The 25,780-nt window shown below is 67.9% G+C and carries 27 protein-coding genes and 2 pseudogenes; 18 read left to right on the top strand and 11 right to left on the bottom strand.

Going from position 1 to position 25,780, the window contains the following annotated elements; genetic code table 11:
- Positions 1 to 3: 3 nt before the first annotated feature.
- The gene (gene rpmG / locus CFW40_RS29090) at positions 4 to 168 is read right to left on the bottom strand and encodes a 50S ribosomal protein L33 (RefSeq protein ID WP_026252351.1); all 165 of its coding nucleotides are present in this window, start codon (positions 166 to 168) and stop codon (positions 4 to 6) included.
- A gap of 85 nt (positions 169 to 253) precedes the next feature.
- On the opposite strand from rpmG, the gene rpmB reads away from it, so the two are divergent.
- The 3 genes and pseudogenes from rpmB (at position 254) to CFW40_RS29075 (ending at position 1,923) form a co-directional block, all read left to right on the top strand.
- A complete protein-coding gene (gene rpmB / locus CFW40_RS29085; RefSeq protein WP_088800790.1) occupies positions 254 to 490 on the top strand; it encodes a 50S ribosomal protein L28 in 237 nt (78 codons plus the stop codon).
- Positions 490 to 795, top strand: a complete 306-nt coding sequence (gene rpsN / locus CFW40_RS29080) for a 30S ribosomal protein S14 (RefSeq protein WP_088800789.1) — start codon at positions 490 to 492, stop codon at positions 793 to 795. Before rpmB ends, rpsN begins: the two co-directional genes overlap by 1 nt.
- Positions 796 to 1,298: 503 nt before the next feature.
- Positions 1,299 to 1,923: pseudogene (locus CFW40_RS29075) on the top strand (DUF6445 family protein).
- Between the two features lie 49 nt (positions 1,924 to 1,972).
- Here CFW40_RS29075 and CFW40_RS29070 read toward each other — a convergent pair.
- The gene (locus CFW40_RS29070) at positions 1,973 to 3,172 is read right to left on the bottom strand and encodes a GTP-binding protein (protein WP_371127253.1); all 1,200 of its coding nucleotides are present in this window, start codon (positions 3,170 to 3,172) and stop codon (positions 1,973 to 1,975) included.
- Between the two features lie 51 nt (positions 3,173 to 3,223).
- Positions 3,224 to 3,397 carry a 50S ribosomal protein L32 gene (rpmF, locus tag CFW40_RS29065; RefSeq protein ID WP_088800788.1) on the bottom strand — a complete coding sequence of 58 codons (174 nt, stop codon included), beginning with the start codon at positions 3,395 to 3,397 and terminating at the stop codon, positions 3,224 to 3,226.
- A gap of 151 nt (positions 3,398 to 3,548) precedes the next feature.
- Between rpmF and CFW40_RS38345 the strand changes: the two genes are divergently transcribed.
- The 3 genes from CFW40_RS38345 (at position 3,549) to CFW40_RS36770 (ending at position 5,590) form a co-directional block, all read left to right on the top strand.
- Complete coding sequence (locus CFW40_RS38345) at positions 3,549 to 3,671, top strand: hypothetical protein (protein ID WP_371127254.1); 123 nt, start codon at positions 3,549 to 3,551, stop codon at positions 3,669 to 3,671.
- A 471-nt stretch (positions 3,672 to 4,142) separates the two neighbouring features.
- Positions 4,143 to 4,640: a hypothetical protein gene (locus tag CFW40_RS29060; RefSeq protein ID WP_088800787.1), complete on the top strand. Its 498-nt coding sequence runs from the start codon at positions 4,143 to 4,145 to the stop codon at positions 4,638 to 4,640.
- A 95-nt stretch (positions 4,641 to 4,735) separates the two neighbouring features.
- Positions 4,736 to 5,590, top strand: a complete 855-nt coding sequence (locus CFW40_RS36770; RefSeq protein WP_143034526.1) for a hypothetical protein — start codon at positions 4,736 to 4,738, stop codon at positions 5,588 to 5,590.
- Positions 5,591 to 5,947: 357 nt separating this feature from the next.
- Here CFW40_RS36770 and CFW40_RS29050 read toward each other — a convergent pair whose 3' ends face one another.
- Positions 5,948 to 6,247, bottom strand: coding sequence for a DUF6506 family protein (locus CFW40_RS29050; RefSeq protein ID WP_088800785.1), 300 nt, complete (start codon positions 6,245 to 6,247; stop codon positions 5,948 to 5,950).
- A gap of 83 nt (positions 6,248 to 6,330) precedes the next feature.
- On the opposite strand from CFW40_RS29050, the gene CFW40_RS39005 reads away from it, so the two are divergent.
- Positions 6,331 to 6,681, top strand: a complete 351-nt coding sequence (locus CFW40_RS39005; RefSeq protein ID WP_176956359.1) for a transposase — start codon at positions 6,331 to 6,333, stop codon at positions 6,679 to 6,681.
- Between the two features lie 131 nt (positions 6,682 to 6,812).
- Here the strand turns inward: CFW40_RS39005 and CFW40_RS29040 are convergent, their stop codons facing one another.
- On the bottom strand, positions 6,813 to 7,202 hold the full coding sequence (locus CFW40_RS29040; RefSeq protein ID WP_088800783.1) for a helix-turn-helix domain-containing protein: 390 nt from the start codon (positions 7,200 to 7,202) through the stop codon (positions 6,813 to 6,815).
- A gap of 122 nt (positions 7,203 to 7,324) precedes the next feature.
- Between CFW40_RS29040 and CFW40_RS29035 the strand changes: the two genes are divergently transcribed.
- The 10 genes from CFW40_RS29035 to CFW40_RS28990 all read left to right on the top strand — a co-directional run bounded on the left by CFW40_RS29035 (position 7,325) and on the right by CFW40_RS28990 (position 19,316).
- A complete protein-coding gene (locus CFW40_RS29035) occupies positions 7,325 to 8,146 on the top strand; it encodes an enoyl-CoA hydratase/isomerase family protein (protein WP_088802432.1) in 822 nt (273 codons plus the stop codon).
- 211 nt (positions 8,147 to 8,357) lie between these two features.
- Positions 8,358 to 9,605: an extracellular solute-binding protein gene (locus tag CFW40_RS29030; protein ID WP_088800782.1), complete on the top strand. Its 1,248-nt coding sequence runs from the start codon at positions 8,358 to 8,360 to the stop codon at positions 9,603 to 9,605.
- A gap of 130 nt (positions 9,606 to 9,735) precedes the next feature.
- Positions 9,736 to 10,635: a carbohydrate ABC transporter permease gene (locus CFW40_RS29025; RefSeq protein WP_088802431.1), complete on the top strand. Its 900-nt coding sequence runs from the start codon at positions 9,736 to 9,738 to the stop codon at positions 10,633 to 10,635.
- Positions 10,632 to 11,516, top strand: a complete 885-nt coding sequence (locus CFW40_RS29020; protein ID WP_088800781.1) for a carbohydrate ABC transporter permease — start codon at positions 10,632 to 10,634, stop codon at positions 11,514 to 11,516. The genes CFW40_RS29025 and CFW40_RS29020 overlap by 4 nt, the downstream gene beginning before the upstream one ends.
- A 74-nt stretch (positions 11,517 to 11,590) precedes the next feature.
- Positions 11,591 to 13,660 (top strand): TIM-barrel domain-containing protein, encoded by a 2,070-nt coding sequence (locus tag CFW40_RS29015; protein WP_088800780.1) that lies wholly within the window; start codon positions 11,591 to 11,593, stop codon positions 13,658 to 13,660.
- Positions 13,661 to 13,824: 164 nt separating this feature from the next.
- Positions 13,825 to 16,275: a SpoIIE family protein phosphatase gene (locus CFW40_RS29010; RefSeq protein ID WP_088800779.1), complete on the top strand. Its 2,451-nt coding sequence runs from the start codon at positions 13,825 to 13,827 to the stop codon at positions 16,273 to 16,275.
- Positions 16,272 to 17,243: a LacI family DNA-binding transcriptional regulator gene (locus CFW40_RS29005; protein ID WP_088800778.1), complete on the top strand. Its 972-nt coding sequence runs from the start codon at positions 16,272 to 16,274 to the stop codon at positions 17,241 to 17,243. Before CFW40_RS29010 ends, CFW40_RS29005 begins: the two co-directional genes overlap by 4 nt.
- Before the next feature lie 187 nt (positions 17,244 to 17,430).
- Positions 17,431 to 17,988 carry a hypothetical protein gene (locus tag CFW40_RS29000; RefSeq protein ID WP_143034527.1) on the top strand — a complete coding sequence of 186 codons (558 nt, stop codon included), beginning with the start codon at positions 17,431 to 17,433 and terminating at the stop codon, positions 17,986 to 17,988.
- Between the two features lie 53 nt (positions 17,989 to 18,041).
- The gene (locus CFW40_RS28995) at positions 18,042 to 18,620 is read left to right on the top strand and encodes a restriction endonuclease (RefSeq protein ID WP_088800776.1); all 579 of its coding nucleotides are present in this window, start codon (positions 18,042 to 18,044) and stop codon (positions 18,618 to 18,620) included.
- Between the two features lie 12 nt (positions 18,621 to 18,632).
- Complete coding sequence (locus tag CFW40_RS28990) at positions 18,633 to 19,316, top strand: isochorismatase family cysteine hydrolase (protein ID WP_088800775.1); 684 nt, start codon at positions 18,633 to 18,635, stop codon at positions 19,314 to 19,316.
- Between the two features lie 551 nt (positions 19,317 to 19,867).
- Here CFW40_RS28990 and CFW40_RS28985 read toward each other — a convergent pair.
- Positions 19,868 to 20,074 (bottom strand): annotated as a pseudogene (locus tag CFW40_RS28985) (transposase); the annotation flags it as partial.
- A 51-nt stretch (positions 20,075 to 20,125) separates the two neighbouring features.
- Positions 20,126 to 20,653 carry a DapH/DapD/GlmU-related protein gene (locus CFW40_RS28980; RefSeq protein ID WP_088802430.1) on the bottom strand — a complete coding sequence of 176 codons (528 nt, stop codon included), beginning with the start codon at positions 20,651 to 20,653 and terminating at the stop codon, positions 20,126 to 20,128.
- 113 nt (positions 20,654 to 20,766) lie between these two features.
- Here CFW40_RS28980 and CFW40_RS28975 point away from each other — a divergent pair, with 113 nt between their 5' ends.
- Positions 20,767 to 21,696 carry a LysR family transcriptional regulator gene (locus CFW40_RS28975; RefSeq protein WP_088800774.1) on the top strand — a complete coding sequence of 310 codons (930 nt, stop codon included), beginning with the start codon at positions 20,767 to 20,769 and terminating at the stop codon, positions 21,694 to 21,696.
- A gap of 27 nt (positions 21,697 to 21,723) precedes the next feature.
- On the opposite strand, the gene CFW40_RS28970 is transcribed toward CFW40_RS28975, so the two are convergent.
- The 4 genes from CFW40_RS28970 to CFW40_RS28955 form a co-directional block, all read right to left on the bottom strand.
- Positions 21,724 to 22,389 carry a helix-turn-helix domain-containing protein gene (locus tag CFW40_RS28970; RefSeq protein WP_256331227.1) on the bottom strand — a complete coding sequence of 222 codons (666 nt, stop codon included), beginning with the start codon at positions 22,387 to 22,389 and terminating at the stop codon, positions 21,724 to 21,726.
- A 49-nt stretch (positions 22,390 to 22,438) separates the two neighbouring features.
- Positions 22,439 to 23,692 carry a protein-glutamine gamma-glutamyltransferase gene (locus CFW40_RS28965; RefSeq protein WP_088800773.1) on the bottom strand — a complete coding sequence of 418 codons (1,254 nt, stop codon included), beginning with the start codon at positions 23,690 to 23,692 and terminating at the stop codon, positions 22,439 to 22,441.
- Between the two features lie 260 nt (positions 23,693 to 23,952).
- Entirely contained in the window at positions 23,953 to 24,210 is a 258-nt protein-coding gene (locus CFW40_RS28960; RefSeq protein ID WP_088800772.1) for a hypothetical protein, read from the bottom strand.
- Between the two features lie 784 nt (positions 24,211 to 24,994).
- On the bottom strand, positions 24,995 to 25,765 hold the full coding sequence (locus CFW40_RS28955; protein ID WP_088800771.1) for a hypothetical protein: 771 nt from the start codon (positions 25,763 to 25,765) through the stop codon (positions 24,995 to 24,997).
- Between the last annotated feature and the right edge of the window lie 15 nt (positions 25,766 to 25,780).

Raw genomic sequence — 25,780 nt, 5'->3', positions numbered from 1 at the left:
GGGTCAGCGCTCCTCGCGGAAATCGACGTGACGACCGACGACGGGGTCGTACTTGCGCAGGGTCAGGCGATCCGGGTCATTTCGGCGGTTCTTGCGGGTCACGTACGTGTAGCCAGTCCCGGCCGTGGACCGCAGCTTGATGATCGGACGCAGTTCGTTACGAGCCATGCCGAGCAGCATACACAAATGGTTTTCATTTTCACCAAGCTGCTACGGTGCCAACCTGACGACCACCCACGACGCAAGAGGGACCATGTCCGCCCACTGCCAACTCACCGGCCGGCAACCCGGCTTCGGCAACAACATCTCCCACTCACACCGCCGCACCAAGCGCCGGTTCGACCCCAACATCCAGCGCAAGCGCTACTGGCTGCCGAGCGAGAACCGCTACATCCGGCTCACGCTCAGCACCAAGGGCATCAAGACCGTCGACACGATCGGCATCGAGGCCGCCGTGGCCCGTATCCGCAACCAGGGAGGAAAGGTCTGATGGCGAAGAAGAGCAAGATCGCCAAGAATGAACAGCGGCGCGGGATCGTCGCCCGGTACGCCGAGCGCCGCGCCGAGCTGAAGGCGATCATCGCCAATCCGGGGACGTCCGACGACGCGCGCGCGGCCGCGCAGCAGGAGCTGCGCCGTCAGCCGCGCGACGCCAGCGCCACCCGGGTCCGCAACCGCGACGCGGTCGACGGACGTCCCCGCGGCCACCTGCGCACCTTCGGCCTCTCCCGCATTCGTGTACGCGAAATGGCCCACGCGGGCGAGCTCCCCGGCGTCACCAAGAGCAGTTGGTGACCTTTATCGCGCCGGACTGACGCCGGCCCCCGGCACTTCCACCGAAGCTGGGGGCGGGCACAGGATGCCGACCCCCGTGCCGTCCGGACTCCCGGACGGGACACCACCTTCAGCCCGGATACACGTCTGCGAGCGCGGCCCGTGCCGGGCGACGATCTCGTGACGGGCACGCATTGCCACGTCCGGCCCGCTCCAACTCGGACGATATGTCCGGGTCGCCGTCTGCCTCACGCTGACCGCGGCCGGCATGTGCTGATGTCCGGCATGTGCTGATGTCCGGCACGGGCCTCCCATGTGGGCCTCGGCCGCGGCCACCATGGCGGTGTTCGCGGCCGCGACCCTCGCGACCCGCAAGGAGCGTTCCCTGAGCACGATCACAGCCGGTGCGCTCATGTGAAGCCGCCACTTCCGTTTGGCAGCCCCGACCGCCGGGCTCCCCAGCCAGTCGACGCGGCACCTCGCACCCGAGGCGGGCCTGACACCACGCTCCGTCCACACACGCCATGCCGTCCCCGCACCATGTACCGGAATATGATTGCGGTGCACCTCGCCGCGGCTCTCGCGTGCGCCTGGTCGCCAAGGACGACTGGATCGAAGGCCACCCGCACAAGCCCGAGAGCTGGCCCGGCCTGCGCACGATGCCCGGGCTCACACCGGCTGAACTGGCCGGTGTCGAAAGACTGGTCAGGTCGGCCACCGGCGCGCGTCGGCTGTGGCAGGAAGCCGCCCCCGGCGGCGGCACCCGCAACCACAACTGCATCCAGGTCGTGGGCGAGGACGAGTGCGAGCCGCGACCGCACACCGATTCACGATCGCTGTGCCGCTACGCCGCTGTGCTCTACCTCAACCCCAATGCGCCCAAGGACTGCGGAACCAGCTTCTACCGCCAGGGCCTGCCCGGCGGCCGGCTCGGCGGAAACATGGTGGCCTCGCCGCACAACAACCTGGTCGACCGCCCTCGGAACGCGCTTCGTGCCACCTGACTCCTTCACCGGGGACGTACGGGTACCGCACCGCTACAACCGGCTGCTGCTCTACACCGCCAACATGATGCACGGCGCCACCGGCTACTGGGGCAGGAATCTGGAGGACAAGCGGATGACCGCCGTCTTCTTCTGGATGGCATAACGCCAATGCCGGACCAGCAGGTAGCTGATCCGGCATTGGTACATGGCTTTCAGCCGGCGGGGACGGGCTCGCGGCCCTGCTCATGCTCGCATGCATCGTCGTTGCCGTACGTCTCCCAGGACGGGAACGGGTCGTCCAGCCCGGCGGCGGTCTCGCCGTCCCGCAGGAGGCAGGCGGCGAGCCGTTCGGCCAGGGCCTCCCTGCGCAGGGCGGTGCCGATGAAGACCAGCTCCTGCGCCTGCTGTTCGCCACTGCGGACGCCGGCCGGCTCGAAGCGGGCGACCACGCCGGCCTGGGACCACAATCCGGTGACGGCGGGCCGGGTCGCGAGCCGGAAGAAGCCCTTGGAGCGCAAGATGTCGCCGTGCGCCCCGCTGCCCAACTCCTCGGTGACGAAGCGCCACAACCGCACGGGGTGGAAGTGCCGTTCGGCGCGGAAGACGACGCTGGAGATCCCGTACTCCTCGGTCTCCGGAACATGGTCTCCGTTGAGTTCGGCGACCCAGCCCGGGGCCTGCTGGGCCTTCTCCACATCGAACCGGCCGGTGCCGAGGATCTCGGCCGGGTCCACCTGCCCGTGGCGGACCGGCACGATGTGGGCCGAGGGGTTGAGGCGGGCCAGGGTGGCCTTGAGCCGGTCCGTCTCGTCCTCGCCGACGAGATCGAGCTTGTTGAGCACGATCACGTCGGCGAATTCGACCTGGTCCATCAGCAGGTCGCTGACCGTGCGTTCGTCGTCCTCATACTGGTCGAGACCGCGCTCCGTCAGTTCGTCGCCACGCGCCAGTTCGGAAAGGAAGTTGGCGGCGTCGACGACTGTGACCATGGTGTCCAGGTCCGCGACGTCCGCGAGCATCGCCCCGTCGTCGCGGGCGAACGAGAACGTGGCCGCCACCGGCATGGGCTCGGAGATGCCGCTGGACTCAATGAGCAGGTAGTCGAACCGGCCCGCGCGAGCGAGCCTGTCCACCTCCTCCAGCAGGTCATCCCGCAGCGTGCAGCAGATGCAGCCGTTGGTCATCTCCACCAGCCGCTCCTCGGTACGCGACAGCTGCGCTCCCCCGTCGCGCACCAGCGCCGCATCGATATTGACCTCGCTCATGTCGTTCACGATCACCGCCACGCGAAGCCCCGCGCGGTTGTTCAGGACGTGATTGAGCAGCGTGGTCTTGCCGGCCCCAAGGAATCCGGAGAGCACGGTGACGGGCAGAGAGCGGTCGATGGCGGCGGGTACGGCAGCGGCAGGCACGGCCGGTTCCTGTTCGTACGGGATCGACTGGGGTACCACGGCGTGCACCTGTCACTTCCCAGGGAGCGGCAGCAGCCCACGCTCATAGGCACGCGCCAGACGACGCGGCACCTGGTACTCGACCCCGTCGACGTAGACCGGGGCGAGGTGGGGGGTGCTCGCCTTCCACTGCGCGCGGCGGTGGCGAGTGTTGCTGCGGGACATCTTGCGCTTGGGAACGGCCACTGAGGGAACCTCCTGATGAATCAAGGCTGCAGACCCAGAAAGCTACATGAAAATGAATGTCATACGCAAAAAATCCCCGTCCGGAAGGCTGCGGCGCTGACCCGGTGCATGCGCTTTCCGGTCGCCACACATCACCTACAACGTCACCGAGGTGGTCGTCGCCCTCACCACCGACGCCGTCGCCTCGCCCCCTGCCCTGATCAGCTTTGGGCTGGACCTGGTCATCGAAGTGCCCTCCGTCGCCGCGGTCACCGCCCCCCTACTCCGCCGATAGCAGCGAGCCGGAGTACAGCAAGACCGCGTCGAACAGCACACACACCAGACCCATCCCCGAACGCAGAAACCCCCGCCGGAGCATCCGACCGGGGCTACTCACCTCTCACCTGCTCTCACAGCATTCGCCCGCGGTCTCAAGGCGAGCCGGCCCCCTGCGCCGTACGGCTGCATCAGGACAACGAGGGAGCTGCGGCTGTCGTGGAGGGGGTGACGAACTCGACGTCTGTCGCGAACAGCGGTGCTCGGCCATCAGAACGCTTGTGAACACCGTGGGCCTTCCCTCGGCGCACCCGGACCGGTGCGGACGGTGAGAGCGACACCAGCTGTATCCGGCGCCGGCCGACGGCCGTCGATGTCTTCTCGGTGTCGGCGACCAGCGCGCCCTCGGCCGTCGCGACCGGTGTGCGCGGCGTCCGCGACGGGCGTGTGCGCCCCGGACGTCCGCCTCCTGTTGCGGTGGAAGTGGTGGGTGTTGACCGCGAGCCCGTTGGCGGAACGCCTCTACCACCTGTGGTGGCTCAGCCACCGCGAAGACCAGTCCGAGGAGTTCCGCGAACGCGTCCCCGGCACAGACGAAGGTGAACTCGACCTCGCCAACCCCGACGGTGCGGCCGGCCAGGTCATCGCCCTCGCCCAGCGCCTGGCCGAGCAGCGCCGCGCCCTGCCCTGGGGCAAGACCGAAGCGGACCTGGCCGCCAGTATCGATGCCCACTACTCCCACTACGGCTCACGCGCCGACCGGCGGCTGATCCGCGTGCCCGCCCAGGACTACGAGTACTCCGCAGACCCCGTGCTCGCCCTGCAAGGCGCTCATCTGCACGCCCCGCTCACCCGCGACACCCCGCTGCCCTGCCGCACCCCCGACCGGCTGGTCACCCGCGCATCCGGCATCACCACCAGCGACGTCGCCGACCTCGTCACCCAGGTAAACCTCAGCCACCTGCCCCCTGCTTCCACGCGCTGCTGACCGAATTCCTCATCCTCGACCGCGCCCTGGCCACCACCGGCCAGATCCGCGACGTCACCGGCACGCTGCCCGAGTACGGCACCGACGCTTGGGAGATGCCCTGGCAGCCGCTGTATCTGATGTGGAAGTCCGAGTACTTTCCCCTGCCGTTCCGCGACGGCACCACCGCACACTGGGAGTTCATCGAACGCTCCCGCTACCAGTGGCAGGGCACCGGCACCCCCGGCACACCGCTGACGATCTCCGGACGGCAGATCCTCACCCCCGCCGCCGGACACGCCCTCGACGGCTCCCTCACTGCCTATGCCCGCGTCCGCGACCAGCTCCCGGCCGACAGCATCCAGCACCTGCACGCCAAGGTGCGCAGCACCGACCTGCTCTCACAGACCCTCGACGGCTTCGGCGCCGCCATCGCCCAACGCCGGCCCGACTCCGGCCTGCAACCCGCCGGCCCCCTCGCCGACCTCGTCGGCAACGGCAACTACCCCCCGCCGGACCCCGGCGGCCTCCCGTCCAGCGACTGGGATCCGTGGCCCGAATCGACCTTCCAGGAACTGCGCGCCGGACAACTCGCCTTCCACGCACTATCTGTCGTCGACCGCTTCGGCCGCGCCGTCAACCTCATCGGCGAGGCCAGCCACTTCCGGCCCGAAATGCCCCGCACCATGCGGCCCGCCCACCCCGTCAGCGGCCACGACAGCGAACGCCCGAGGCGGCGAGTCACCAGTGGTTCACTGACGACGAGATGCACGGGCGCAAGCACCGGATCTTTGTCAGCACTTCGGGGATCACGTACTACTTCGACCTCGTCGCACACGGGAAGAAGACCCAGCAGGGTTCTCAGGGAATCTGGGGAAACACGTCGGTCCCGCTGGCGAAGGGCTCCACCGTCTCCGTATGGATCACCGACGTCGACAATGCGGGAAGCACGAAGGACCGGGTGGCGATGAACATCTGCTGGTACACACTCGGCGCGTGACCCCGGCAGGGTCAGGTCACGAACGCGATTGAGGTCTTCCGCCGTCCGGCCGCGGGCCAGGATGACCGCGCAACTCCTCCGAAAAGTAGGCGCCGCCCTGGGCTGCGTCCTGGCCGGTGCCTGTCCTCGCCGAGCCGCCCAGGTCGTCGCACGAGACGACCCGTTGCACGCACGGGTACCGCCCGTCTTCGTCGTCGACCGAACCGACAACACCACGGCGTCAGGCGCGGCACGGCGCAGCGTATCCACTGCGTGGCTGCGGGCGTGCGGGCCTGCGGCCCTCCGGTCGACCGGGCGGCACCCGTCGGCCTCTCCCGTTCAGCAGTGATCAGGAGAAGATTGCATGCACCTGGTTGACCGCTTCAGGGCCGTAGCCGACCGTCCCCACGGGCACTGCACCGTCGATCGCGTCGATGATGCGCCCGGCCCAAACGGGGCCGAACCCTCCGCACAGCTCGATCAGTTGCACACCCTCGTCCACCAAGCGGCGCGCGACCGCAATGGCCTGCTCGGGTTTCTCCACCCCCACGAGGGCAGTTCGGCATTTGCCGGTGTCCACGACGTTGACATCGCCGTCTGCGGCGCTGCCAGCTGCTGTGTAAATGAATCCCCAATGTGTGAGCGCCATATGCGTGGGCCTCCTGTGACCGCCGAAGCCACTAGCCAAACAGAACTCGGACGAAAGCGCCCCGGATTGGGGGTACCTCAGGTGTGACCCGCACCTCACTCCGGTCCCGGCACCGGCTGGAGGCAGCAGCCTTCGCCACGTCCACGCAAGTTCGTCGGACGGGCCACTCAGCCCGCACCTTCCGCACCTACCTCCACCGAAGCGGGATCAAGGCGACGATTCCCGAACGCACCGACCAGCTCGCAGGCGGAGTGCGCCGTCGTGAACGTCCGTGCGGGTTCAACAAGGCGGTATACCGGCGCCGCAACGTCGGCGAACGCTGCTTCCACCGGCTCAGACAATGGCGCGGCATCGCTACTCGCTACGACAAACACCCCGACCGCCACCTCGCCGCGCTCACCCTCGCCAGCACCCTCAGCTGGCTCGACCAGTGATCGACAAGACGCTCCCCAGGCGTCACCGATGGCAGCAGCCGGCATCGGGACCGCAGGTTGGAGGGCCCTGACGCCGAACTGGTGCCCGGAGCGAGTCAGATCAGGGCGGTGGGGCTCTCGGGCACGCCTTCTCAGCCCTGAACGCGTCGGTCATAGTCCATTTGGTGCGCCCGGATCTCGTCCGCGTGGTTGACCGTCCAGTCGTACAACCGGCCGAACGGCTCCCGCAGGGATTCGCCGAGCGGGGTGAGGGAGTACTCGACCCCGACGGGCGAGGTGGGCAGCACGCGGCGCACGACCATCCCGTTGCGCTCCAGACGGCGCAGGGTCTGGGTCAAGACCCGTTGTGTCACGCCCTCAAGACGGCGCTTGATCTCATTGAACCGAGTGGGCTTGTCAAGGACTGCCATCACCATCATCGACCACTTGTCAGCGATCTGGTCGAGGATCGGGCGGCTGGGGCAGTCGGACCGGTAGACGGGGTCGATGCCGGCGTCGGCGCCGGATTGAGAAATGGCCATGTCGGTATCCTCCGCGATCCTTGCGATGCCGAAAGTGCGTTATTGACTCCGGTCGCCCACCCTCGCACCGTAAGTATGCATCAGGAACCTAGATGCATACCAGGTACCGATCGGAGATCTCCATGAACCACGACGCCTACGCGACCCTGCGGGTGAGCCTCGAGGAGGGCATCGCCCGCGTCACCCTCGACAACCCACCGGTCAACGTCCTGAACGTCGCCCTGATGGCCGACCTCCGGCACCTGCTGACCACGCTGAGGGACGACGACTCGGTCCGGGTGATCGTGTTCGACAGCGCCAGCCCGGAGTTCTTCGTCGCCCACGCCGACATGACGCTCGTCGACACGCCGGACGCCTTCGACAAGCTCGCGGCCGACCTTCCGGACGGCGTCAACGTCTTCCAGGCTCTGGGGGAACTGCTCCGGCACCAGCCCCAGGTGACCATCGTCAAGCTTGCCGGGATGGCGCGCGGCGGAGGGGCGGAGTTCGTCACAGCCGCGGACATGGCGTTCGCGGCGATCGGTCGCGCCGGCATCGGCCAGATCGAGGCTCTCATGGGCATCGTCCCCGGCGGAGGGGGCACGCAGTACCTCGCCGGCCGGGTCGGCCGCCATCGCGCCCTGGAGGCGGTGCTGGGCGCCGACCTCTACGACGCCGAAACCGCGGAGCGCTACGGCTGGGTCAACCGGGCCGTTCCCGCTGACGAACTCGACGGCATCGTCGACCGCCTCGCCCGCAACATCGCCGCCCTGCCCGAGGGTGTGATCGCGGCGGCCAAGCGCGCCATCGCCCCCGAGGACCTGGCCGAGGGGCTCCTGCGGGAACACGACGCCTGGGCGGCTCAGTTCGCCCGCCCCGCGGCCGAGCGGTTGATCCGCGGCGGACTGGCCAACGGCGCCCAGACCCGTGACGGCGAGCGCAATCTGGTGTCGCCTTCGCGATGATGGCGTTCTCGCAGCACGGTGCCCTACGTGCTCAGCGCCAAGCGTCCCTCGTCGGACGAGGTCTGAGCTTGAGTCAAGCAGGCCATCGCGAAAGTCGGGATGCCGTCCGAGTGTCACCCCGCGCGCTGCCTCATGACTCCACGAGCTCTGCGCCACAATCCCGGCATACCCAGGAGCAGTGTCTGCGCACCGATTTCTCGTTGGAGCCGCCATGCGCACCACCGTTAAATGCCGTCGCACCCGGTCATTCGGGGCTTTGACGGCGACGGTCACCGCAGCTGGCCTGCTGCTGACTTCCTGCGGTGGCGATGGCTCGCCGCCCCGGCCCGCAAAAGGCAGCGGCAAGACCACTCTCACCGAAATGGACTATTATATTTCGGAACCCGGGCGGAGTGCGCTGGCCAAGCAGCTCACCCGGTGCGGGAAGCCGGCGGGGGTTGTCATCAAGCGGCAGATTGTGCCGGACCTGCGCACAAAAGTGCTCCAGTTGGCCAACAGTCGGGCGCTACCGGCCCTGATTCTCCTGGACAATCCTGACCTCCAGCAGCTCGCTGCCACGGGAGCGCTCGTCGACCTCGGTGCGGCCGGCGTGAAGACCGACGGACTGTATCCGAACATCGTCGCCGCGGGTAAATACCGGGGTAAGACGTACGGTGTGGCGCCCGGTGTGAACCAGTTGGCGCTCTACTACAACACGTCGATGCTGGCGAAGGCGGGCGTCAAGCCGCCTGCCACATGGGATGAGTTGCGCATCGCGGCCAAGAAGCTGACTCAGGACGACAAGGTGCACGGAATCGGCTTTGCCGTACCGGCCACCGAAGAAGGCAGTTTCCAGTTCGAGTCCTTCTTCTTCAGCGCCGGCGCTTCCCTGAAGAAGCTCGATTCACCGGAGGCCGTGTCGGCGCTGAGCCTCCTGAAGGACCTGGTCTCCTCCGGTTCGGCGCCCAAGGACGTGCTCAGCTGGAATCAGATGAATGTCGGGGAGCAATTCACAAACGGTTCGCTGGCTATGATGATCAATGGTCCCTGGGAGATTCCCCTGCTACGAAAGGCAGGCATGAAGGATTTCGGCATCGTGCCGGTGCCCGCCCCGGCCGGGAGAACCTCCTCCGGTGCGCTCGGCGGTGAGGTGTGGGCGGCCGGCAGCAGTGGGGCCAAGTCTCACAAGGCAGCCGAGGTCATCAAGTGCCTGGTGTCGAAGGGAAACAGTCTGGAGTGGGCCAAGCTCACCAATTACGTGCCGTCCGACCCGAAGGTGGCCGCGGAATTCAGTGCCGCTGTGCCCACGATGAAGACCTTCGTGGAGACCATCGGAAGCGCCAAGAGCCGCACGGCGGAAGTCGGGCCGGACTATCCGGAGTACTCGCAGGCGCTGTGGACCGCAGTGCAGGCAGCATTGTCAGGGGGCGAGTCGCCCGGCGCGGCGCTGACTGACGCACAGAAGCAGGCGACGCAATGAGCACCGAGCCGCCGATCCGTGGGTGGTACACGCCGACGGCCACCCTCCCGGAAAGGTAGCCGTGGTTCCGGCAGCGCCCAAGAACTCGGCGTCGGTCGTCGGCGGCAAAAGGCCGCCGCCGGACCGCTCCGTGGCTCCGGCGGCTCGCAACCGACGGCTCGGGATCGGGTTCATCGTGCCGGTCGTCGTATTCGTCGCCGTGTTCTATCTCTATCCGCTGGCCCGCAATGTGGTGCTGTCCTTCCAGGACTACGACATCAAGTCCCTCTACAGCGGCAACGCCCCGTTCATCGGCCTCGGCAACTACCGCCGACTGCTGAGCACCCCCGCCTTTGCCACTGCCGTCGTCAACACCGTGGTCTTTGTTGCGGGCTCGCTCTTCTTCCAGTTCACGATCGGCCTGGGACTCGCCGAGTTCTTCCGCCACTCGTTCCCGCTCAGCCCGCTGTTGCGGTCGCTCATGCTGATCCCCTGGCTCTTGCCCCTGGTCGTCTCCGGCACGCTGTTCCGGTGGCTGCTCGACACCAGCAACGGCGTCGTCAACCAGATCCTGCTCACCCTCCATCTGATCCAGGCCCCGGTGCCGTGGCTCAACACCCCTCACACCGCGATGGCGGCGGTGCTGATCTGCAACATCTGGATCGGTGTGCCGTTCAACATGGTGATCCTCCACAGCGGAATGCAGGCCATCCCGGCGGAGCTGTATGAAGCGGCTTCCCTCGACGGTGCCGGCCGCCGGCAGCAGTTCCGCTATGTCACCCTGCCCCAGATCGGCCCCGTGATCGGCATCGTCGTGACGCTCGGCCTGATCTACACGCTCAAGGTCTTCGACGTGATCTGGGTGATGACCAAGGGCGGCCCGGCAAATGCCACCCACACGATCACCACCTACGCCTACCAGCTGTCCTTCGGCGGGCTGTCGGAGTTCGGGCTCGGAGCCGCCGCGGGTGATCTGCTCATCGTCGTGGCCGCCGTCTTCGCCCTGCTGTACCTGCGTGCGCTGCACGCTGATCCTGGAGCCCGTGCATGACCGCCGCCCGCGCCGCTCGGAGCCGGCCCACCACGGTCCGTGGCAGGCGGAGCCGGGCGGCCGTGGTCACCTGGGCGAAATCCGCGTTCGGTGTCGCCGTCGTCGCCGTCATGCTGTTCCCGCTGTACTGGATGGTGAACGCGTCCTTCCAGACCAATCAGCAGTTGGCCCGGCCGTCACCGCACTGGCTGCCCCTCGGCGGCACACTCAACGGCTACCGGGACGCGCTGTCCCAGCAGGGAGGCCATCTGCTGGCATCCCTGATCATCGCCACGGGCGCCACCCTCCTGACGCTGACCCTGGCCGCGCCGGCGGCCTACGCGCTGGCGCAGCTGCGTTCCCCGGGCGGCAGGACGCTCCTGAGCGTGCTGCTGGTCGTCCAACTCGTGCCCGGCATCGTCATGGCCAACGCGCTGTACCGGATCTTCGCCTCGGTCCGGATCCTCAACTCGGCCCTGGCGCTGATCCTGGCCGACGCCACGCTTGCCGTCCCCTTTGCCGTGCTCATCCTGCGGGCCTTCATGACCGCCATCCCTCGATCCCTGCTGGAGGCAGCGGCATTGGACGGTGCGGGTGCGGTGCGCACCTTTTGGCAGATCGTGCTTCCCATATCCCGCAACGCGCTGATCACATCAGGCCTTTTCGCGTTCCTCTTCGCATGGGGCGACTTCCTGTTCGCCACCACGCTCAATCTCAACACCACGACGTGGAAGCCGATCACGCTGGGTCTGTACGACTACATCGGTGGCGGCACCAATATCACCACCTGGAACTCGGTGATGGCCACCGCCGTCATCTCTGCCCTACCGGCCGCAATGCTGCTGACCATTGCCCAGCGGCACATCGCTGCCGGAGTCACCAATGAAGCGGTCAGGGACTGACCCGGCGCCGCAACCGCCACTCGCGCCCCTGCACCGTCACTGACCCGTGCGACAGCCCTGCAGAAAGGAGCAGCATGTCTCCGCCCGACGGCACAAGGCCCGCCCCCTCCGCCGCCACGTCCGACGCAGCCGGGAGCAATTCCCGGACTCCCGCCTTCTCCCCTCCGGCCGTCTGCCTTGAGTTCGGTGACGCCGAGCACGTACTGCGGGTGGAGCCCTGGGGAGCCGACAGTGTCCGGGTGCGCTCGGCCCGGCACCGGGTGCGCGACGACCTGCCGGGAGCCTTGAGTGCGCCCCCTGCCGCCGTGGCCGCGGAGTTGGGCGTGGGGCCCCACGGCAGCCGGACCCTCACCGTCGGGCGGCTGCGGGTGGAGCTGTCTCCCCGGGGCCATCTGCGTTTCGCGGGTACGCAGGACGGCACCGAGCTGTTGCGGGAGTCCGTCGGCCACTTCGCCTGGCCCGGTCCCCGCACGTTCACACCGGTCGGCGAGGGCCGCTATCAGCTGGACCAGCGCTTCGCCGCCTATGACGGGGAACAGTTCTTCGGGCTGGGCCAGCACTCCCACGGGCGCCTCGACCACAAGCACATGGTGATCGACCTGGTGCAGCGCAATGGGGAGGTCACCATCCCCTTCACCCTCTCCTCCCGGGGCTACGGTCTGCTGTGGAACCTGCCCGCCGTCGGACGTGTGGAGTTGGCCGCCAATCAGACCCGGTGGGTCGCCGACGCCGCCGATCAGATCGACTACTGGGTCACCACCGGTCCGACTCCCGCCGCCATCATGGCCAACTATGCCGATGCCACCGGACACGCTCCCGTGCTGCCGGAATGGGCCCTGGGCTTGTGGCAGTCCCGCCTGCGTTACCGGACACAGGAGGAACTGCTGAGCGTCGCTCGCGAATACCGGCGCCGGGGACTTCCGCTGTCGGTCATCGCCGTGGACTTCTTCCACTGGCCGCATCTGGGCGACTGGCGCTTCGATGCTGACGACTGGCCCGACCCGGCCGGGATGGTCGCGGAATTGGCGAGCATGGGCGTACGGCCGCTGGTGTCCGTGTGGCCGTCCGTCAGCTTCGTGAGCGAGAACTACCGCCACATGCGGGATCAGCAGCTGCTGCTGGGAACGGAGCACGGCCAGCCTTTCCAGCATGTCTTCCCCGACACTCAGGTCGGCGACGAGCCGCTGCCCGTGGTGTTCTACGACCCCACCGACGAGCGGGCCCGTGACTACATCTGGAGCCGTATCAAGCGCAACTACTACGATCTCGGCTTCCGGCTGTGGTGGCTGGACGCCTGCGAACCCGAGATGTACCCCGAACAATTCGGCAACCTGCGTTACGCGGCGGGGCCTGGCCGGGCGGTGGCCAACTTGTATCCGCGCGAACATGTGCGCGGGTTTTTCGAGCATATGCGGGCCGAGGGCGAAGACGTTCCCGTCAGTCTGGTGCGTTCCGCCTGGTCCGGCAGCCAGGCCTACGGGGCGGCTCTGTGGTCGGGTGATATCCCGGCCACCTTCGAGGCACTCGCGGCCCAGGTGTGCGCTGGGCTGAGCGCGGGTCTGAGTGGCATTCCGTGGTGGACCACCGACATCGGCGGTTTCCACGGTGGCGACCCGGACGACCCCGATTACCGGGAGTTGCTCATCCGCTGGTTCCAGTTCGCCGTCTTCTGTCCGCTGCTGCGGATGCACGGCCACCGCGAACCGCGGGACACCACCTCTGCCGGCCGAAGCGGGGGGCCCAACGAACTGTGGTCCTACGGTCAGGATGCCTACCGGATCCTGACCCGGCAGCTGCGGCTACGCCAGGACCTTCGTGCGTACCTTCACCGTCAGATGGTCTCCGCAGCCGACTTTGGTGCACCGGTCATCCGGCCGCTGTGCTTCGGCTTTCCCGACGATCCGGCGGCGTGGACGGTCGAGGACCAGTTCCTGTGCGGCCCGGACCTGCTGATCTCCCCGGTGACCCGACTCGGTGAGCGCCGCCGCCAGGTCTACCTGCCGGCCGGTGCCGACTGGCGGGCCGCCGCCGCCACAGGAACTGACCATGCCGGCGGCCAGACCATCACAGCTGACGCTCCCCTGGAATGCATCCCCGTCTTCGTACGTCGCGGCTCCACGCTGGATGTGAGATTTCCGGGCTGATCTCCGACCGGATCCGCCGCTGTCCCTGAGTTTCAGTGCAGCTTGTTCGATTCTTTTCACGCAGGCACTATGGGACTGTGGGTAATGACGCTCGGGCGAAATGAGCAAGAATGGCCACTTCCGTGGGGGGAAATGGTCACTCTGGGTGGTTGAATCATGTCCCCATGGCCATTATCAGCGTGGGGGGCACGGTCACAGGGTGGAGTGAAGGGGCCCGGAAACTGCTGGGCTATCGCCCCCCGGAGGTTGTCGGACACCCCGTCTCGGACCTCCTGATCAACGGGGAGTACCCCGCGGTGGCCGGGCCCTGCCTGAGCGAAGCCCGGGAGTGGAGCGGCACAGCGGCAGTCCGCCACCGGGATGGCCACCGCGTCGATCTGCCCCTGCATCTCCATCCGACATTCAGTGACGACGAAACGCCCCAGGCGTTCGTCGTGACGGCGGGTGCGGGCGAGGCGGAGCCCGACCGGCGGATGGTGGAATGGGCGTTCGCCCAGTCCTCTGTCGCGCTCTCCACCTACAGCACCACGTCACGCTCCTGGCAGTGGAACGCGGTCGCGCACGGGGGCGAGCAGCCCACGCCGACCGGGCGCAGGACGGGCAGCCCCGCTGACGGCGACGGGGCGCAGACGGCCGCAGGGCAGGCCGGAGCTGTCGAATCCAGGCAGGGGCAGGCGGCTGAAGCGGGCGCCTGGCCCTACGCGGACCTGCTGGGCGCAGGCCGCGCCGACGAGGGGTTTTTGCGCTGCGTCCGCAGGGTCGCCGAGGAGGCCAAGCCACGCCGCTATGAGCACCTTGCACCGGCTACGCCGTCCGCGCACCGGCGTGCCTGGACCATCGAGATGTGGCCCGTCCGCAGCCCCGACACCGGCCAGGTGGCCGGTGTCGGAGCCGCTGCGTTCGACAGTACCGAGCAGGTTGCCGCACGGCAGCGCCTGGCCCTCCTCAACGAAGCCGGCAGCCGTATCGGACCCGCCCTGAATGCGCGGCGCACCGTTCAGGAACTCGCCCACCTGGCCGTTCCGCGGTTCGCCGACTCCGTCACTGTTGACCTGTTCGACTCCGTGACCCGTGGGAAGGAACCGCCGCCCGGTCCGGCCGCCGCCGCCGTGGTGTTGCGCCGGGTCGCGCACCAGACCGCCGAGGGAGTGCCCGAAGCCGACACCGAGATCGGCGCAGCCGGCACCTACCCTCCGCGCTCACCCCCCGCACGTGCCCTGACAAGCGGTCGAACGGTGCTGTGCGGAGCAGACGACCCCGAGTTCGCCCGATGGGTCGCCGCCGGCATCGGGGGATCCGCTCACGCGGCGGAGCACGGATTCCACTCGATCATGGCTACCCCGCTGCGAGCTCGGGGCTTGACCCTCGGGGTCGTGGTCTTCGCCCGCGCAGAAGGCTCGCAACCGTACGAGCCGGATGATCTGCTCGTCGCTGAGGAGCTTGCAAACCGGGCGGCCGGCAGCGTGGACAACGCGGGCCGCTTCTCCCGCGAACGTGCCAATGCCCTGACCCTCCAGCGCAGTCTGCTGCCCCGTCACTTCCCCAAGCAGGCGGCCGTCGAGGTGGCACACCGCTACCTGCCGATCGGCAGGGGGGCCGAAGTGGGCGGCGACTGGTTTGATGTGGTCCCCCTGTCGGGCACTCGCGTCGCGCTGGTCGTTGGCGACGTGGTCGGCCACGGCATCCATGCCTCGGCCGCCATGGGCCGACTGCGTACAGCGGTGCGCACGCTCGCCGGAGTCGACCTGCCTCCGGACGAGCTGCTCACCCACCTCGACGAACTGGTCACCCACCTGACCTCGGACAACGACGTCCGGAACGCACCCGACCCCGGCCAGGTCGGTGCGACCTGCCTGTACGCGGTCTATGACCCGGTCTCCCGCCTCTGCACCATGGCCAGTGCCGGCCATGTCCCACCCGTCGTGCTGTTCCCCGACGGCACGGCCAGCGTCGTCCAGCTCGCCCCGGGGCCGATTCTGGGTGTCGGCGGCCTGCCTTTCGAGCCCACCGAGCTGGAACTCCCCGAGGGAAGCCTGCTCTCCCTCTACACCGACGGCCTGATAGAAGCCCGCGGCCACGATCTCGGTGTCGGCCTTGAACGACTCTGCGCAGCCCTGGCTTCCGCCGAGCCCTCGCTGGACGTCACCTGCGACATCATCCTCAGGGCCCTGCTGCCCGAGAGCCCCGCCGACGACGTGGCGCTGCTCCTGGCGCGCACCCGTGCGCTGCACACCGATCAGGTCGCCGCCTGGTCGCTGCCGTCAGATCCCGCCATCGTGGCCGATGCCCGGGCACAGGCCTCCCGTCAGCTGGCGACCTGGGGGCTCACCGACGCAGCGTCCATCACCGAGCTGGTGGTGAGCGAGCTGGTCACCAACGCCATCCGCTACGGGGACGCCCCCATCGGGCTACGGCTGATCCGGGACCGGACCCTGATCTGCGAGGTCTCCGACGCCAGCAGTACGTCCCCCCATCTGCGCCGGGCCCGCACCTACGACGAAGGGGGACGAGGACTGCACATGGTGACCCAGCTGACCCAAGGCTGGGGCACCCGCCACACCCCCACCGGCAAGACCATCTGGGCCGAACAACGTCTACCGGTCAACGGACCATGACGGAGCGCACGGTCAACCTGTCAACAGGACGCGGCGCCCAGACCCATAGTGGTGCTGCGGCCCGGGACCTGACACATACGCTCGCGCTGCTCTATCCACCGTCCGGCGCCAACCGGGACTACCCGGCGGTGCAGCTCGCCTTCATCGGCGGGGTGGCGGAAACCGCCACCACATACGGCTATGACCTGCTGCTCACGCCCTGCACGTCGGGTAAGGACCCCGCGTTCCGGCGGATGGTCAGCGAACGGCGCGTGGACGGCGTCATCGTGATGGAGGTCCGCCGGGAGGACGACCGCATCCAGCATCTGACGGAAGCGGCCTTCCCCTTCGTCACCATCGGCCGGAACAGCGAAACCGACGGGGTCGGCTGGGTCGATCTCGACTTCGCCGGCCTGGCAAGCGGATGCGTTCGGCACCTGACCGAACTGGGCCACCGCAGCATCGCCTTCGTCAACAAGTCGGAGCAGATCGTCAACAGCGGGTACGGATACGCGCTGCTCGGGAACGAGGGCTACACCGAGGCGATGACGGAGATGAACCTGACCGCGCGTGCGTACCCCAGCGGCGACGATGTCGGCGCCGGGGAGGACGTCGTGGAACGGATCTTGCAGGACGATCCGGCCACCACATCCCTGGTCGTCATGAACGAAGCCGCCCTGGAAGGCATTTACCGCGGGCTGACCCGTCACGGCCGCAGCGTACCGCGGGACTTCTCGGTCGTCGGTGTGGCGGCCAGCCGCTGGGCGGAAGAGGTGAGCCCGCCGCTGACCGCTGCCGAGATACCGGCCAAGGAGATGAGCCGGCTCGGCGTCGACCTGATGATGGAGCGGCTCACCTCGCCTGCCTCGTCACCCCGGCACATCCTGCTGAAACCGCTGATCACGCTGCGCGCCAGCACCGGCCCCTGCCGGCCGGTTCTCGATTCGGAGCCTGACCTGGAGGACGAGTTCCCTGACCTGGACTTCTGACCCGCCCGCCGCCCCCGGCTGTGACCGGGTGACCGGCGACGCGGGACAAGGAGACGCTCGGGGCCGGCCAGGTAACCCTTGGTGCCGCCCTTGAACGGGACGATCTCCAGGGCCAGGGCGACGTCGTAGCCGATTTGACTTCAGCGTTCCGTCTCCCGAGAGAGCGGCCGCACGGGAGGATGGGGCCATGCCTGCTGACCACACGCCCGTGATGGAGCTGCTGTACGCCTCCCACGCGGCCGCACAGCGAGAAGCCCCGATGCGCCGGGGCGATGACCCTGCCTGCCAAGTCGTGCTCCGCGCCGCGAAGGCCGACGCGGACAACGGCGGCATGGAGCGGCTGACCAGCCTGGCTCTGGGCACGGCGGTCTGCGCGAGCGACCTGACCGCTGTCCTGGCCGGCCACAAGAACATCACCCCCAAGCAGCTGATGGACGAGCTGGTGGCCGCCCGCCGCGACCAGGGCGCCGAGGACACCGCGATGCCGGACCTGCTGCTCGCTATGCGCGCGAAAGACCCGGACCAGGCCGTCGAGCTGCTCGGCAACCTCATCGCAGGCGACGACGACGTCTTCCTCGACCTGATCGTGGAGCTCGGCGGCTACGCCGCCACGTGTGTGTCGCTGCTGGCGATCCTTGAGATCAGCCCCGTTGAGGACACCCTCGCCGAGCTGACAGAGACGATGCAGCAGTTCTTCGCCGACAAACAGCCGCCCCGCACCGGGACCACGGGACAGCGCCGATAGCCCGTCCCTGCGGAGAGAGAAAGCGGCGTAGCCACAGGGGAGGGCAACACACGATGGGCACGGTGCTGTTGGCGGCGTTAGCCGCGGTCGTACTCGCAGTCGTCGTCACGGGGCTCGTGCGCGCCGGGCGGCGCGAGGCACGGGCGGAGAAGAAGCGGCTCGCCGAGGACGCGCAGCTCCAAGCCCGGCGCTCCTTGGCAGCGGTGTGGGCGATGGACGACCGCGCCTTCGAGGAGTATGTCGCCGAGCTGTGCCGCCGCGACGGCTGCACCAAGGTGGAGCGCGTGGGTGGCTCGGGCGACCTCGGCGCTGACGTGATCGGCTACCTGCCCGACGGCAGGAAGATCGTCGTGCAATGCAAGAGGTTCGCCAAACACCGCTCGGTCGGAAGCCGCGACATCCAGACATTCAACGGCACGGCCCGCGCCGAACATGACGCCGATGTGCCGGTGTTCGTAGCGTCCTGCGTCTTCACACGTCCGGCCCGGGACTTCGCCGCGCGGCACGGCCTGTGCCTCATCGACGTCGACCTCCTCGGCTTCTGGAACAGCGGCACCACCCTCAGCTCCCTGGTGGAACTCGACATCCGTCGGTCCGGAACCCACCGCAAGCTCAGCCCCGACCACGACTGACGAGGACCCGCCGTGCAGGAAACCGAGACCCGCATCCACGCGTGGCGCATCGAGGAGCGCGAGTACCGGCGCCAGCAGGAGCGGCGCGGCCGCCGCTTCGCCTACCCGCGCCTCACACCCGCCCGCACCGCCCTGATCGTCATCGACATGGTGCCGTTTTTCGTCGACGCCAACCCCTACGCCCGAGGCATCGCCCCAAGCATCCAGCAACTCGCCGACCGGCTGCGGGCGGCCGGCGGGACCGTCGCCTGGGTCCTGCCCGCGCGCACCGAACGCACCCCGGTCGGCGACGAGTTCCACGGCCCCGAGGCCGCCGAGATGTTCCGCAACTCCGGCGGCACCGGACCGCTGCCCGGCCGGCTGTGGCCGGGCCTCACCACCGCCCCGGACGACATCTTCGTGGAGAAGAGCGCGCCGAGCGCCTTCTTCCCCGGCCGCTGCCCGCTCCCGGCCCTCCTCCAGGAACACGGCATCGACACCGTCCTGATCACGGGCACGGTCACCCAGGTGTGCTGCGAATCCTCGGCCCGCGACGCATGCACCCTCGGCTACCGGGTGGTGATGGTCGCCGACGCCAACGCCACCGGCCGCGACCAGGACCACAACGCCACGCTCGCCACGATCTACCGCTCCTTCGGCGACGTACGCCCCACCGCAGAAGTCCTCGATCTGATCGACGCAGCACCGGCGCCATGAGACCCCGCCGACGTCCCAGACCCCGGCAAGCAGCCAACTAACACGCATGGCACCCGGCCAGGGCCGGGGTAAGGGGGTCCAGCCGTCCAGGCCCTGGGGCCGACTCATGCAGGGGCCTGGGACACGTCGACCTCGTTGAAGCAGCTCCTGGCAAAATGCGCGGCCGGTGGCTGAGTCGTGAAAGAAGGCTCTGGCCACCCGGGAAATGCACGGCGGCGCGGTGGCCGCCGGCCTCAGAGCGCGGGTGCGGTCGTACACGGGCAGGTAGGCGTGCCGAAGGAGCCTGCTGCGCGCCGTGCTCCTCGGTGTACGGGATCGCATCCAGTTCGATCGCCTCCAGCGGCAGCATCAGCGGCTCCTCCGAATCCGCATCCCCCAGCACCGCCGTCTAAATATGCCGCCTGCCACCCCGCACGAACCCCACCCTCCGTCCCAACTCAGCGTGCCACCCCGAAGTTTGGTCACAAAGGTCATCGCTGGGATCAAGACGTCGTAGAAATCGCGGCCGCGCTCGAAAAGCTCGTGGCGTCTCAGCGTCGGAAGGCGGCCCGGCGGCGGTGGCGGGCCCACACGGTCTTCCAGGATCCGAACCCGGCTGGGAGGTCTCGCCAAGGAATACCGGTGCGGTACCGGTAGACGATCACCTCCACAATGCGGCGGTGATCGGCCCACGGCCTGCCGCGACGACCGGTACTGGAGGGCAGCAGAGGTCCGCTGCGGTCCCACTGCCGGTCGGTCAGCCGGGCGTGACGAGGCATCAGGATCAGACTGCAGAGGTGCTGCGCAGTCGGCCAGTGGCCCGACCGGGCTCAGTCGATCGTCTTGATCACCCGGGCGGGCACTCCCGCGACCACGGTGCCGGCCGAAACATCACGCGTGACCACCGCACCGGCAGCGACCACCGCACCGGCGCCGATGGTCACCCCCTGCGTGATCACGGCAGCCGTCCCGATCCAGACGTCGTCCTCGATGACGATCGGGGCGAAGGAGAGGTACTCGCGGCGCTCGGCCAGGGGCAGTGGATGGCCTCCGGTGATGAGGCTGACTTTCGGGGCGATCATGACGCCGTTCCCTATACGGATGCCTCCCTTGTCCATGAAGGTGCATCCCTGGTTGACGAAGACGTTCTCCCCGAACGTCGTGTTAAGCCCGTGCTCGGTGAAGAACGGCGGGTAGATCATCACCGACTCCGGCAGCGGGCCACCGAACACAACAGAAAGTAGTTCCGCGCGGCCTTCGCTGTCGCTGAACGGAAGCACGTTCAGTCGAGACGTCGCATCGGTCACCTCCCCGATCCGCTCCGCATGACGCGCGAACTCAGGTGTCTGGACATACATGACCTGCTCTGTGCGGGTGGACATGCGCTGATCCCACCACCGCGCAGAGCACTCGATCAAACAACTCTGCACCGCCCAGACACAACCAATGGTTGTGGAAATAGGGTGGAAGCGTGGATGTTGAAGCGCTGCGGACGTTCGTGGCCGTCGCTGGTACTGGCCAGTTCCAGGCTGCGGCCGACGAGCTGGGCATCAGCCAGCAGGCGGTCTCCAAGCGGATCGCGGCCCTGGAGAGGCACATCGAGGTCACGCTCCTGATGCGGACCTCCCGAGGCTCCCGGCTGAGCCTGGACGGGCAGGTCTTCTTGCCGCACGCCAAGAAGGTTCTGGCGGCCATCGAACAGGCCGAGCAGGCTGTGCGCCCCGGAAGCCGTCCCTTGCGTGTCGATGTCCTCAATCGGCGCATCTCCCCGGCCCAGGCCGTCTACCGGTTTTACCACTCCCACCCCGGGGCGGACCTGGACGCGGTCACGCTGAGCAAGGAGAACGCCGCCCAGGCCGCCCAGGCGGTGCTCGAAGGGGCCGTCGACGCGTCCTTCCGTGCCCTGCCGGCAGACCATGTCCCGGCCGGGATCAGCGCCGAACGACTTCTGGACGCACCACTGGAGCTCCTGGTCGGGCCCGGCCACCCGCTGGCTGACGTGCCCTGGGTCAGCCCTGCGGACCTGGGCGGTCACCGCATCTGGATCCCCGGGATCAGGCCGGGCACGGAATGGGCTGCGTTCTACCAGGCGCTGTCCGGGGCCTTCGGCCTGAGCATCGACGCGCTCGGCCCCAACTTCGGCGACGAGGCCCTGATGGACGCTCTGGCCGACTCGGCCTCGCTGGCCACCCTCGTCGGCAGCGGGGACCGGTACGTGTGGCCCCAGGCCCACGACCTACGGCGCATCCCGTTGCACGACCCAACCCCGGTCTACCCGCACGTGCTGCTGTTCCGCAGCGGAGACCAGCACCCGGTGCTGACCGCGCTACGCGACCATCTGCGCACCGCAGGCCCGCGAACCCCGCACGACCTGTGGGCACCGGACTGGGTAGCCCGCTGACCGGACGACCGAATTAACAGACACGCCCTAGTTGTGCGGAGCTGACGGGGGCCTATGACAGTGGGTTCTGGGCTTTCTGTCGGAGTCGTTCGTAGGGTGTCTGGCCGGTGAGTGCGCCGTGGGGGCGATCGTAGTTGTAGTAGTCCTCCCACTCCTGGAGCTTGGTGTTGAAGAGGTCGACGTGGCCGTGTACTGGTAGCAGCGCTTCTTGCGGCCCGTCTGGCCAAGGGGCTCGATGAACTTGACGTCTACCTGCGGCTGGTGGCCCGGGCGCTGCTTCTCGTACCGCTTCCAGGGGGTAGAACGGCGCTTGTAGCGCTGGGAGGCCGGCAGCCGGTTGAGACCCACCTTTTTCAGAATGCGCCACACGCCGGACGAGCTGACCTTGACGTCGTGGTACCGCTCCAGATACATCGCGATCTTGGACGGCCCAAAGTGGTACTGCTGACGCAGCCACAAGATCTTCTCCACGACGTCCGCCTTGGTGGCATGCGGCGTGTGGTGCGGTGCGCTCGAGCGGTCCTTCAACCCCTCCAGGCCCTCAGCCTCGTAGCGCCGCAGCCATATGTAGCAGCACTGACGGCTGATGCCGTCATAGCGGCACGTAGCGGCCACACTGCCACTCACCTCTTCCCCATGGCGCAGCACCGCCAGCCGGTGCCTCGCACGCCTCGATAGATCGCGTTCGGTCATCATGCACGCCGGGGAGGGCCGGGTGTCCCGGCCCTCCTGCCCGGCTCGGTTACGGCCAGCCCTGCTTCACCTCGGCGGGGGCGGTGTTCCAGCTCTTGGGTATGAACGTGATGACGTAGGTTCCGCGGTCGAAGTCCGCGTACCCCGCGGACCAGTTCCGGAACTTGCTCTCGTATACGTTCATAGGGCCCATGCCGTTGGGCGCGTGATAGTGGTTGGCGTGGGTCCATATGGTCTTGTCGGCATCCGCTTCTGCCTGAGCCCCGAACCAGCCGTAGTCGAAATTGACCCAACTTTCGCCAGGCTTGGCGGGACTGCGCGGAATGTTCCTGTCCCTCGACATGTCCACCAGGCCTGTGCCCTGGTCGGGGCGGAAGGCATCCGGGTCGCCGTACTTCCTCTTGTCAGACGAGTCCCGCTGATCCTGCCCGCTCCAGAAGTGTTTCGAGTAGACCACCGCCTTCATCTTGGATGGGTCGTAGTTACCCCCATCCCTTTCCTTGAAGGACGGCGTATTCCTCAGCGCCGAGTAGAAGTTCGAGCGGCTGTCCTCGTAGAGCAGAGCGTCGTTTTTGTTCGTGAGCTCTGTCTTGAGGTGGTCGATGTAAGTCCCCTCGTCGTGCGCGTTTTCCAGGGCCTTGTTCATGACGGACGCCACCTCACGCGCCCGCTTGAAGCCCTTTGCCTCGTCGAAACTGTCCTTGGCGATGCGTCCCTCGAACTCCGCCTGCGTCTCGTTGGGTCGTGGTCTGCTGTTTTCCAGGTCATTCTTGTACTTGCTCTCGTCGAAGAACGCGAACGCCAGTTTGTTCGTCGGGTAGGGGCCCGTATTGACCCAGGTGACGCCGACGCAGCCGTAGGACAGCTGCTCCCGCTGCTCTTCGGTCATTTGCTGTTGGCTGCCGCCGCGTTGACTGTAGACCTGCTGCCACTTGCGTATGTAGTTGTTGACGACCGTAGTGGCCCGGCCCCCGTTAGCCCGGTACGCGTCCGGCATCCGGTTGAGCGGCTCGGCGGGAGGGGTCACCCTGTCGTCGGCAGCGTCGGGGGCCCGGAAGAGTGCAGTGGCGCTCGGCGGCAATTCCGCCGGAGAATTGCCTGGTTGACCCGCAGTCAGAGCCCTTTTGTTCAGTGCGTTGATGTTCTTGACGTCCTCCGCCGTCAGACCGTGCGTTGCGGCGTAGGACCCCTCCCATTCCTCGTCGCCGCCGCTGGCGGCATGGCTGACCGATGGCATGACTCCGGAGGCGCAAATCACCGCACCCACAGTGGCGAAGGCGAGTAAACTCCGGCGTTTGAACATGGAAATCAGTAACTCCCTTGTTGTGGATTCTTCTGAAACGGGACATGCGGGCGAACGACGCAATGAGGGGTTTGCGGTAAACAGCCGCTCCGGGCCTCGGCCGCGCCGTCCTGGGGCACTGCGCCGGCGGCAGGAAGGAACGCCGCCACGAGGCGGAAGGAGATGCGGCTGAGGCGGGAGATGGCGGTGGCAGTGCGGTCGTCGCCGGTCATGACCTGGTGTCCGGCGGGCCGCCCGGCTCGGGCGGCACCGGTGCCTCGCTACATCAGCCTCGCCGCCGAAGGGACGACGCGGGCCCGGTCCGAAGGGCCGGGGTCGCTGTAGCGGACCTCGACGCGCGGGTGGGAGCGCATGAAGTCGGTGTCGAACAGGCGGACCTGGCTGGGATGCCCGAGAGCGGCGGTCGCCGGGGCGACAGGGGTCGGGGCGGCCGCCTGGGCTCCCTGGGCGAGGGGCAGGGCGGGGGCCGCGGTGACGGCAACGGCAGGGAGAGCGCGGAAAGCGGTTGGGCGTATCACGTATCGACTCCTGGATGAGTGATCAGGTTGATACGAGCAGTGATCATGTCCCCGCGCCGGCTCCCTGGCAACGTCGCGGTTTCAAAGTCGGCCAATCTGTCACGCAGGCCGTATCCGGCCATGCAGGAGCCGGCCCGCGGGGAGGCGATGGGGCGGCGTTTCCCCTGCTGGTGGCGTGTGGTGCGCAGCGAGGCCGGTACCGATGTTGTCGAGAATCCCACGGTGCAGTGGAAGCCGTCGCTCGCCGCCCGGGACGAAGAGCCCCGTTCAGCGGGCGAACCGGCTGTGGGAGCTCCGTCAACACGCCTCGGGGCCGCAGTCGAAGGGCCATCGCCCACCCGAAGTACTGGAAGGTCTTCGCCACTCGCGACCGGCGGACCCCTCGCTCGTCTGGGGTCATCCGTCCCGCAGTGCGTCGAGCCGGTCCGGGGCAGGGAGATCGGCGGGGTGCGGTCCTTCCATCCCTCGTCTGATGCACTGCGCTGCCGGCCTGCAAGCCGTGCAACAGACGAGCCTCACCTGGCCCGTGGCAGCGGTGCGCCGCAGGAGCACGATCCTGCGGCGCACCGTGGGTGGCCGGGGAGGTGACTTCAGGTCTCACCGGCGGGTCTGGTGGGGGCGGGTAGTGGTGGTGGCTCGCAGTGGCCCGAGCCACAAGTACGGGCCCCGGGCGAGTGCGACCGGTATCCGACGATGCCGAAGTGGGTGGCGGTCGACAGGACTTGGGTACGGCCGCCGCACTGCCCGTTCCCGCGTGGCTGAACGCCCCGCCGCGGGCGAGGGGTTATGGCTCGATGGTGAGGGGCTTCTCGGCGTGCAGATCGCTGACGAAGCCGTCCTTGACGACACGGATCCAGTAGGCATGCGTACGGGCCGCAGGGGGGATGTCGGAGTCACGCTCCAGCTTGCGGTCCATCGATGTGGCGCGGACCTGTACGTCATGTTGGAACGTGTAGGGATGCCACAGTCCGATCTCGCTGCTGTAGAAGGGCTTTCGCTCCATCAAGAGGACCTGGTCCGGATGGTCCGCGGCCGGTTTCCAGGTGACGCGGACGGTGTCCGCGCCAAGGCGGTCGATAGACGTCATCGCCGGTGCCTTGGGAATCACCGAGGCGGCAGCGGGCTTGAGGGCGTCGCTGTGGATCGTCCGCGGTACGGACGGGTCATAGTGCTCCGGGTTCTCCAGCTTTCCTGTGACGCGGAGCATGGTCGGTCGCTGGTCCTGCTCGCCCGCGCACGCATCGACTTGGGTGACCTTGCGCCAGTCGCCGGCGACTCTCACATCGTCCTCCGCTTGGATCTTCAGCTCGCGCGTGCCGCCGCCGGCGGCTCCGCTCACGGAGTAGGCGTAGCGGGAGTCGTGGGAGCGGACTATCTGGTAGCTGCACCGGTCGATGGCCGCGGCACGCGCGGTGATCGCCGACCGTAACGACGGCGCGTCACCGGCAGGCCCGGCGGGGGACGATGAGGCGGCCGTGGCAACGCCTGCGTTCGAGGCGAGGGCCCCGAGACTCAGCGCGCACGTGGCGATTGCGGCAGCGATACGAGAGGGCATGCATCCTCCGGTGAC

This window comes from Streptomyces sp. 2114.4, assembly GCF_900187385.1.
GTDB lineage: Bacteria > Actinomycetota > Actinomycetes > Streptomycetales > Streptomycetaceae > Streptomyces > Streptomyces mooreae.
Note: the sequence above shows the minus strand (reverse complement) of the source record. Positions and strands in the feature narration are given on the sequence as shown.

What these genes read in the sequence shown, in the direction of transcription:
- CFW40_RS29050 (WP_088800785.1), bottom strand. Translation starts at nt 6,247, where the DNA reads ATGGCGCTCACACATTGGGGATTCATTTACACAGCAGCTGGCAGCGCC.
- CFW40_RS28955 (WP_088800771.1), bottom strand. Translation starts at nt 25,765, where the DNA reads ATGCCCTCTCGTATCGCTGCCGCAATCGCCACGTGCGCGCTGAGTCTC.
- CFW40_RS29010 (WP_088800779.1), top strand. Translation starts at nt 13,825, where the DNA reads ATGGCCATTATCAGCGTGGGGGGCACGGTCACAGGGTGGAGTGAAGGG.
- CFW40_RS36770 (WP_143034526.1), top strand. Translation starts at nt 4,736, where the DNA reads ATGCCCTGGCAGCCGCTGTATCTGATGTGGAAGTCCGAGTACTTTCCC.
- CFW40_RS29020 (WP_088800781.1), top strand. Translation starts at nt 10,632, where the DNA reads ATGACCGCCGCCCGCGCCGCTCGGAGCCGGCCCACCACGGTCCGTGGC.
- CFW40_RS28995 (WP_088800776.1), top strand. Translation starts at nt 18,042, where the DNA reads ATGGGCACGGTGCTGTTGGCGGCGTTAGCCGCGGTCGTACTCGCAGTC.
- CFW40_RS28980 (WP_088802430.1), bottom strand. Translation starts at nt 20,653, where the DNA reads ATGTATGTCCAGACACCTGAGTTCGCGCGTCATGCGGAGCGGATCGGG.
- rpsN (WP_088800789.1), top strand. Translation starts at nt 490, where the DNA reads ATGGCGAAGAAGAGCAAGATCGCCAAGAATGAACAGCGGCGCGGGATC.
- CFW40_RS29015 (WP_088800780.1), top strand. Translation starts at nt 11,591, where the DNA reads ATGTCTCCGCCCGACGGCACAAGGCCCGCCCCCTCCGCCGCCACGTCC.
- rpmB (WP_088800790.1), top strand. Translation starts at nt 254, where the DNA reads ATGTCCGCCCACTGCCAACTCACCGGCCGGCAACCCGGCTTCGGCAAC.
- CFW40_RS29035 (WP_088802432.1), top strand. Translation starts at nt 7,325, where the DNA reads ATGAACCACGACGCCTACGCGACCCTGCGGGTGAGCCTCGAGGAGGGC.
- rpmG (WP_026252351.1), bottom strand. Translation starts at nt 168, where the DNA reads ATGGCTCGTAACGAACTGCGTCCGATCATCAAGCTGCGGTCCACGGCC.
- CFW40_RS29030 (WP_088800782.1), top strand. Translation starts at nt 8,358, where the DNA reads ATGCGCACCACCGTTAAATGCCGTCGCACCCGGTCATTCGGGGCTTTG.
- CFW40_RS29005 (WP_088800778.1), top strand. Translation starts at nt 16,272, where the DNA reads ATGACGGAGCGCACGGTCAACCTGTCAACAGGACGCGGCGCCCAGACC.
- CFW40_RS29000 (WP_143034527.1), top strand. Translation starts at nt 17,431, where the DNA reads ATGCCTGCTGACCACACGCCCGTGATGGAGCTGCTGTACGCCTCCCAC.
- CFW40_RS28965 (WP_088800773.1), bottom strand. Translation starts at nt 23,692, where the DNA reads ATGTTCAAACGCCGGAGTTTACTCGCCTTCGCCACTGTGGGTGCGGTG.
- CFW40_RS28970 (WP_256331227.1), bottom strand. Translation starts at nt 22,389, where the DNA reads ATGACCGAACGCGATCTATCGAGGCGTGCGAGGCACCGGCTGGCGGTG.
- CFW40_RS29040 (WP_088800783.1), bottom strand. Translation starts at nt 7,202, where the DNA reads ATGGCCATTTCTCAATCCGGCGCCGACGCCGGCATCGACCCCGTCTAC.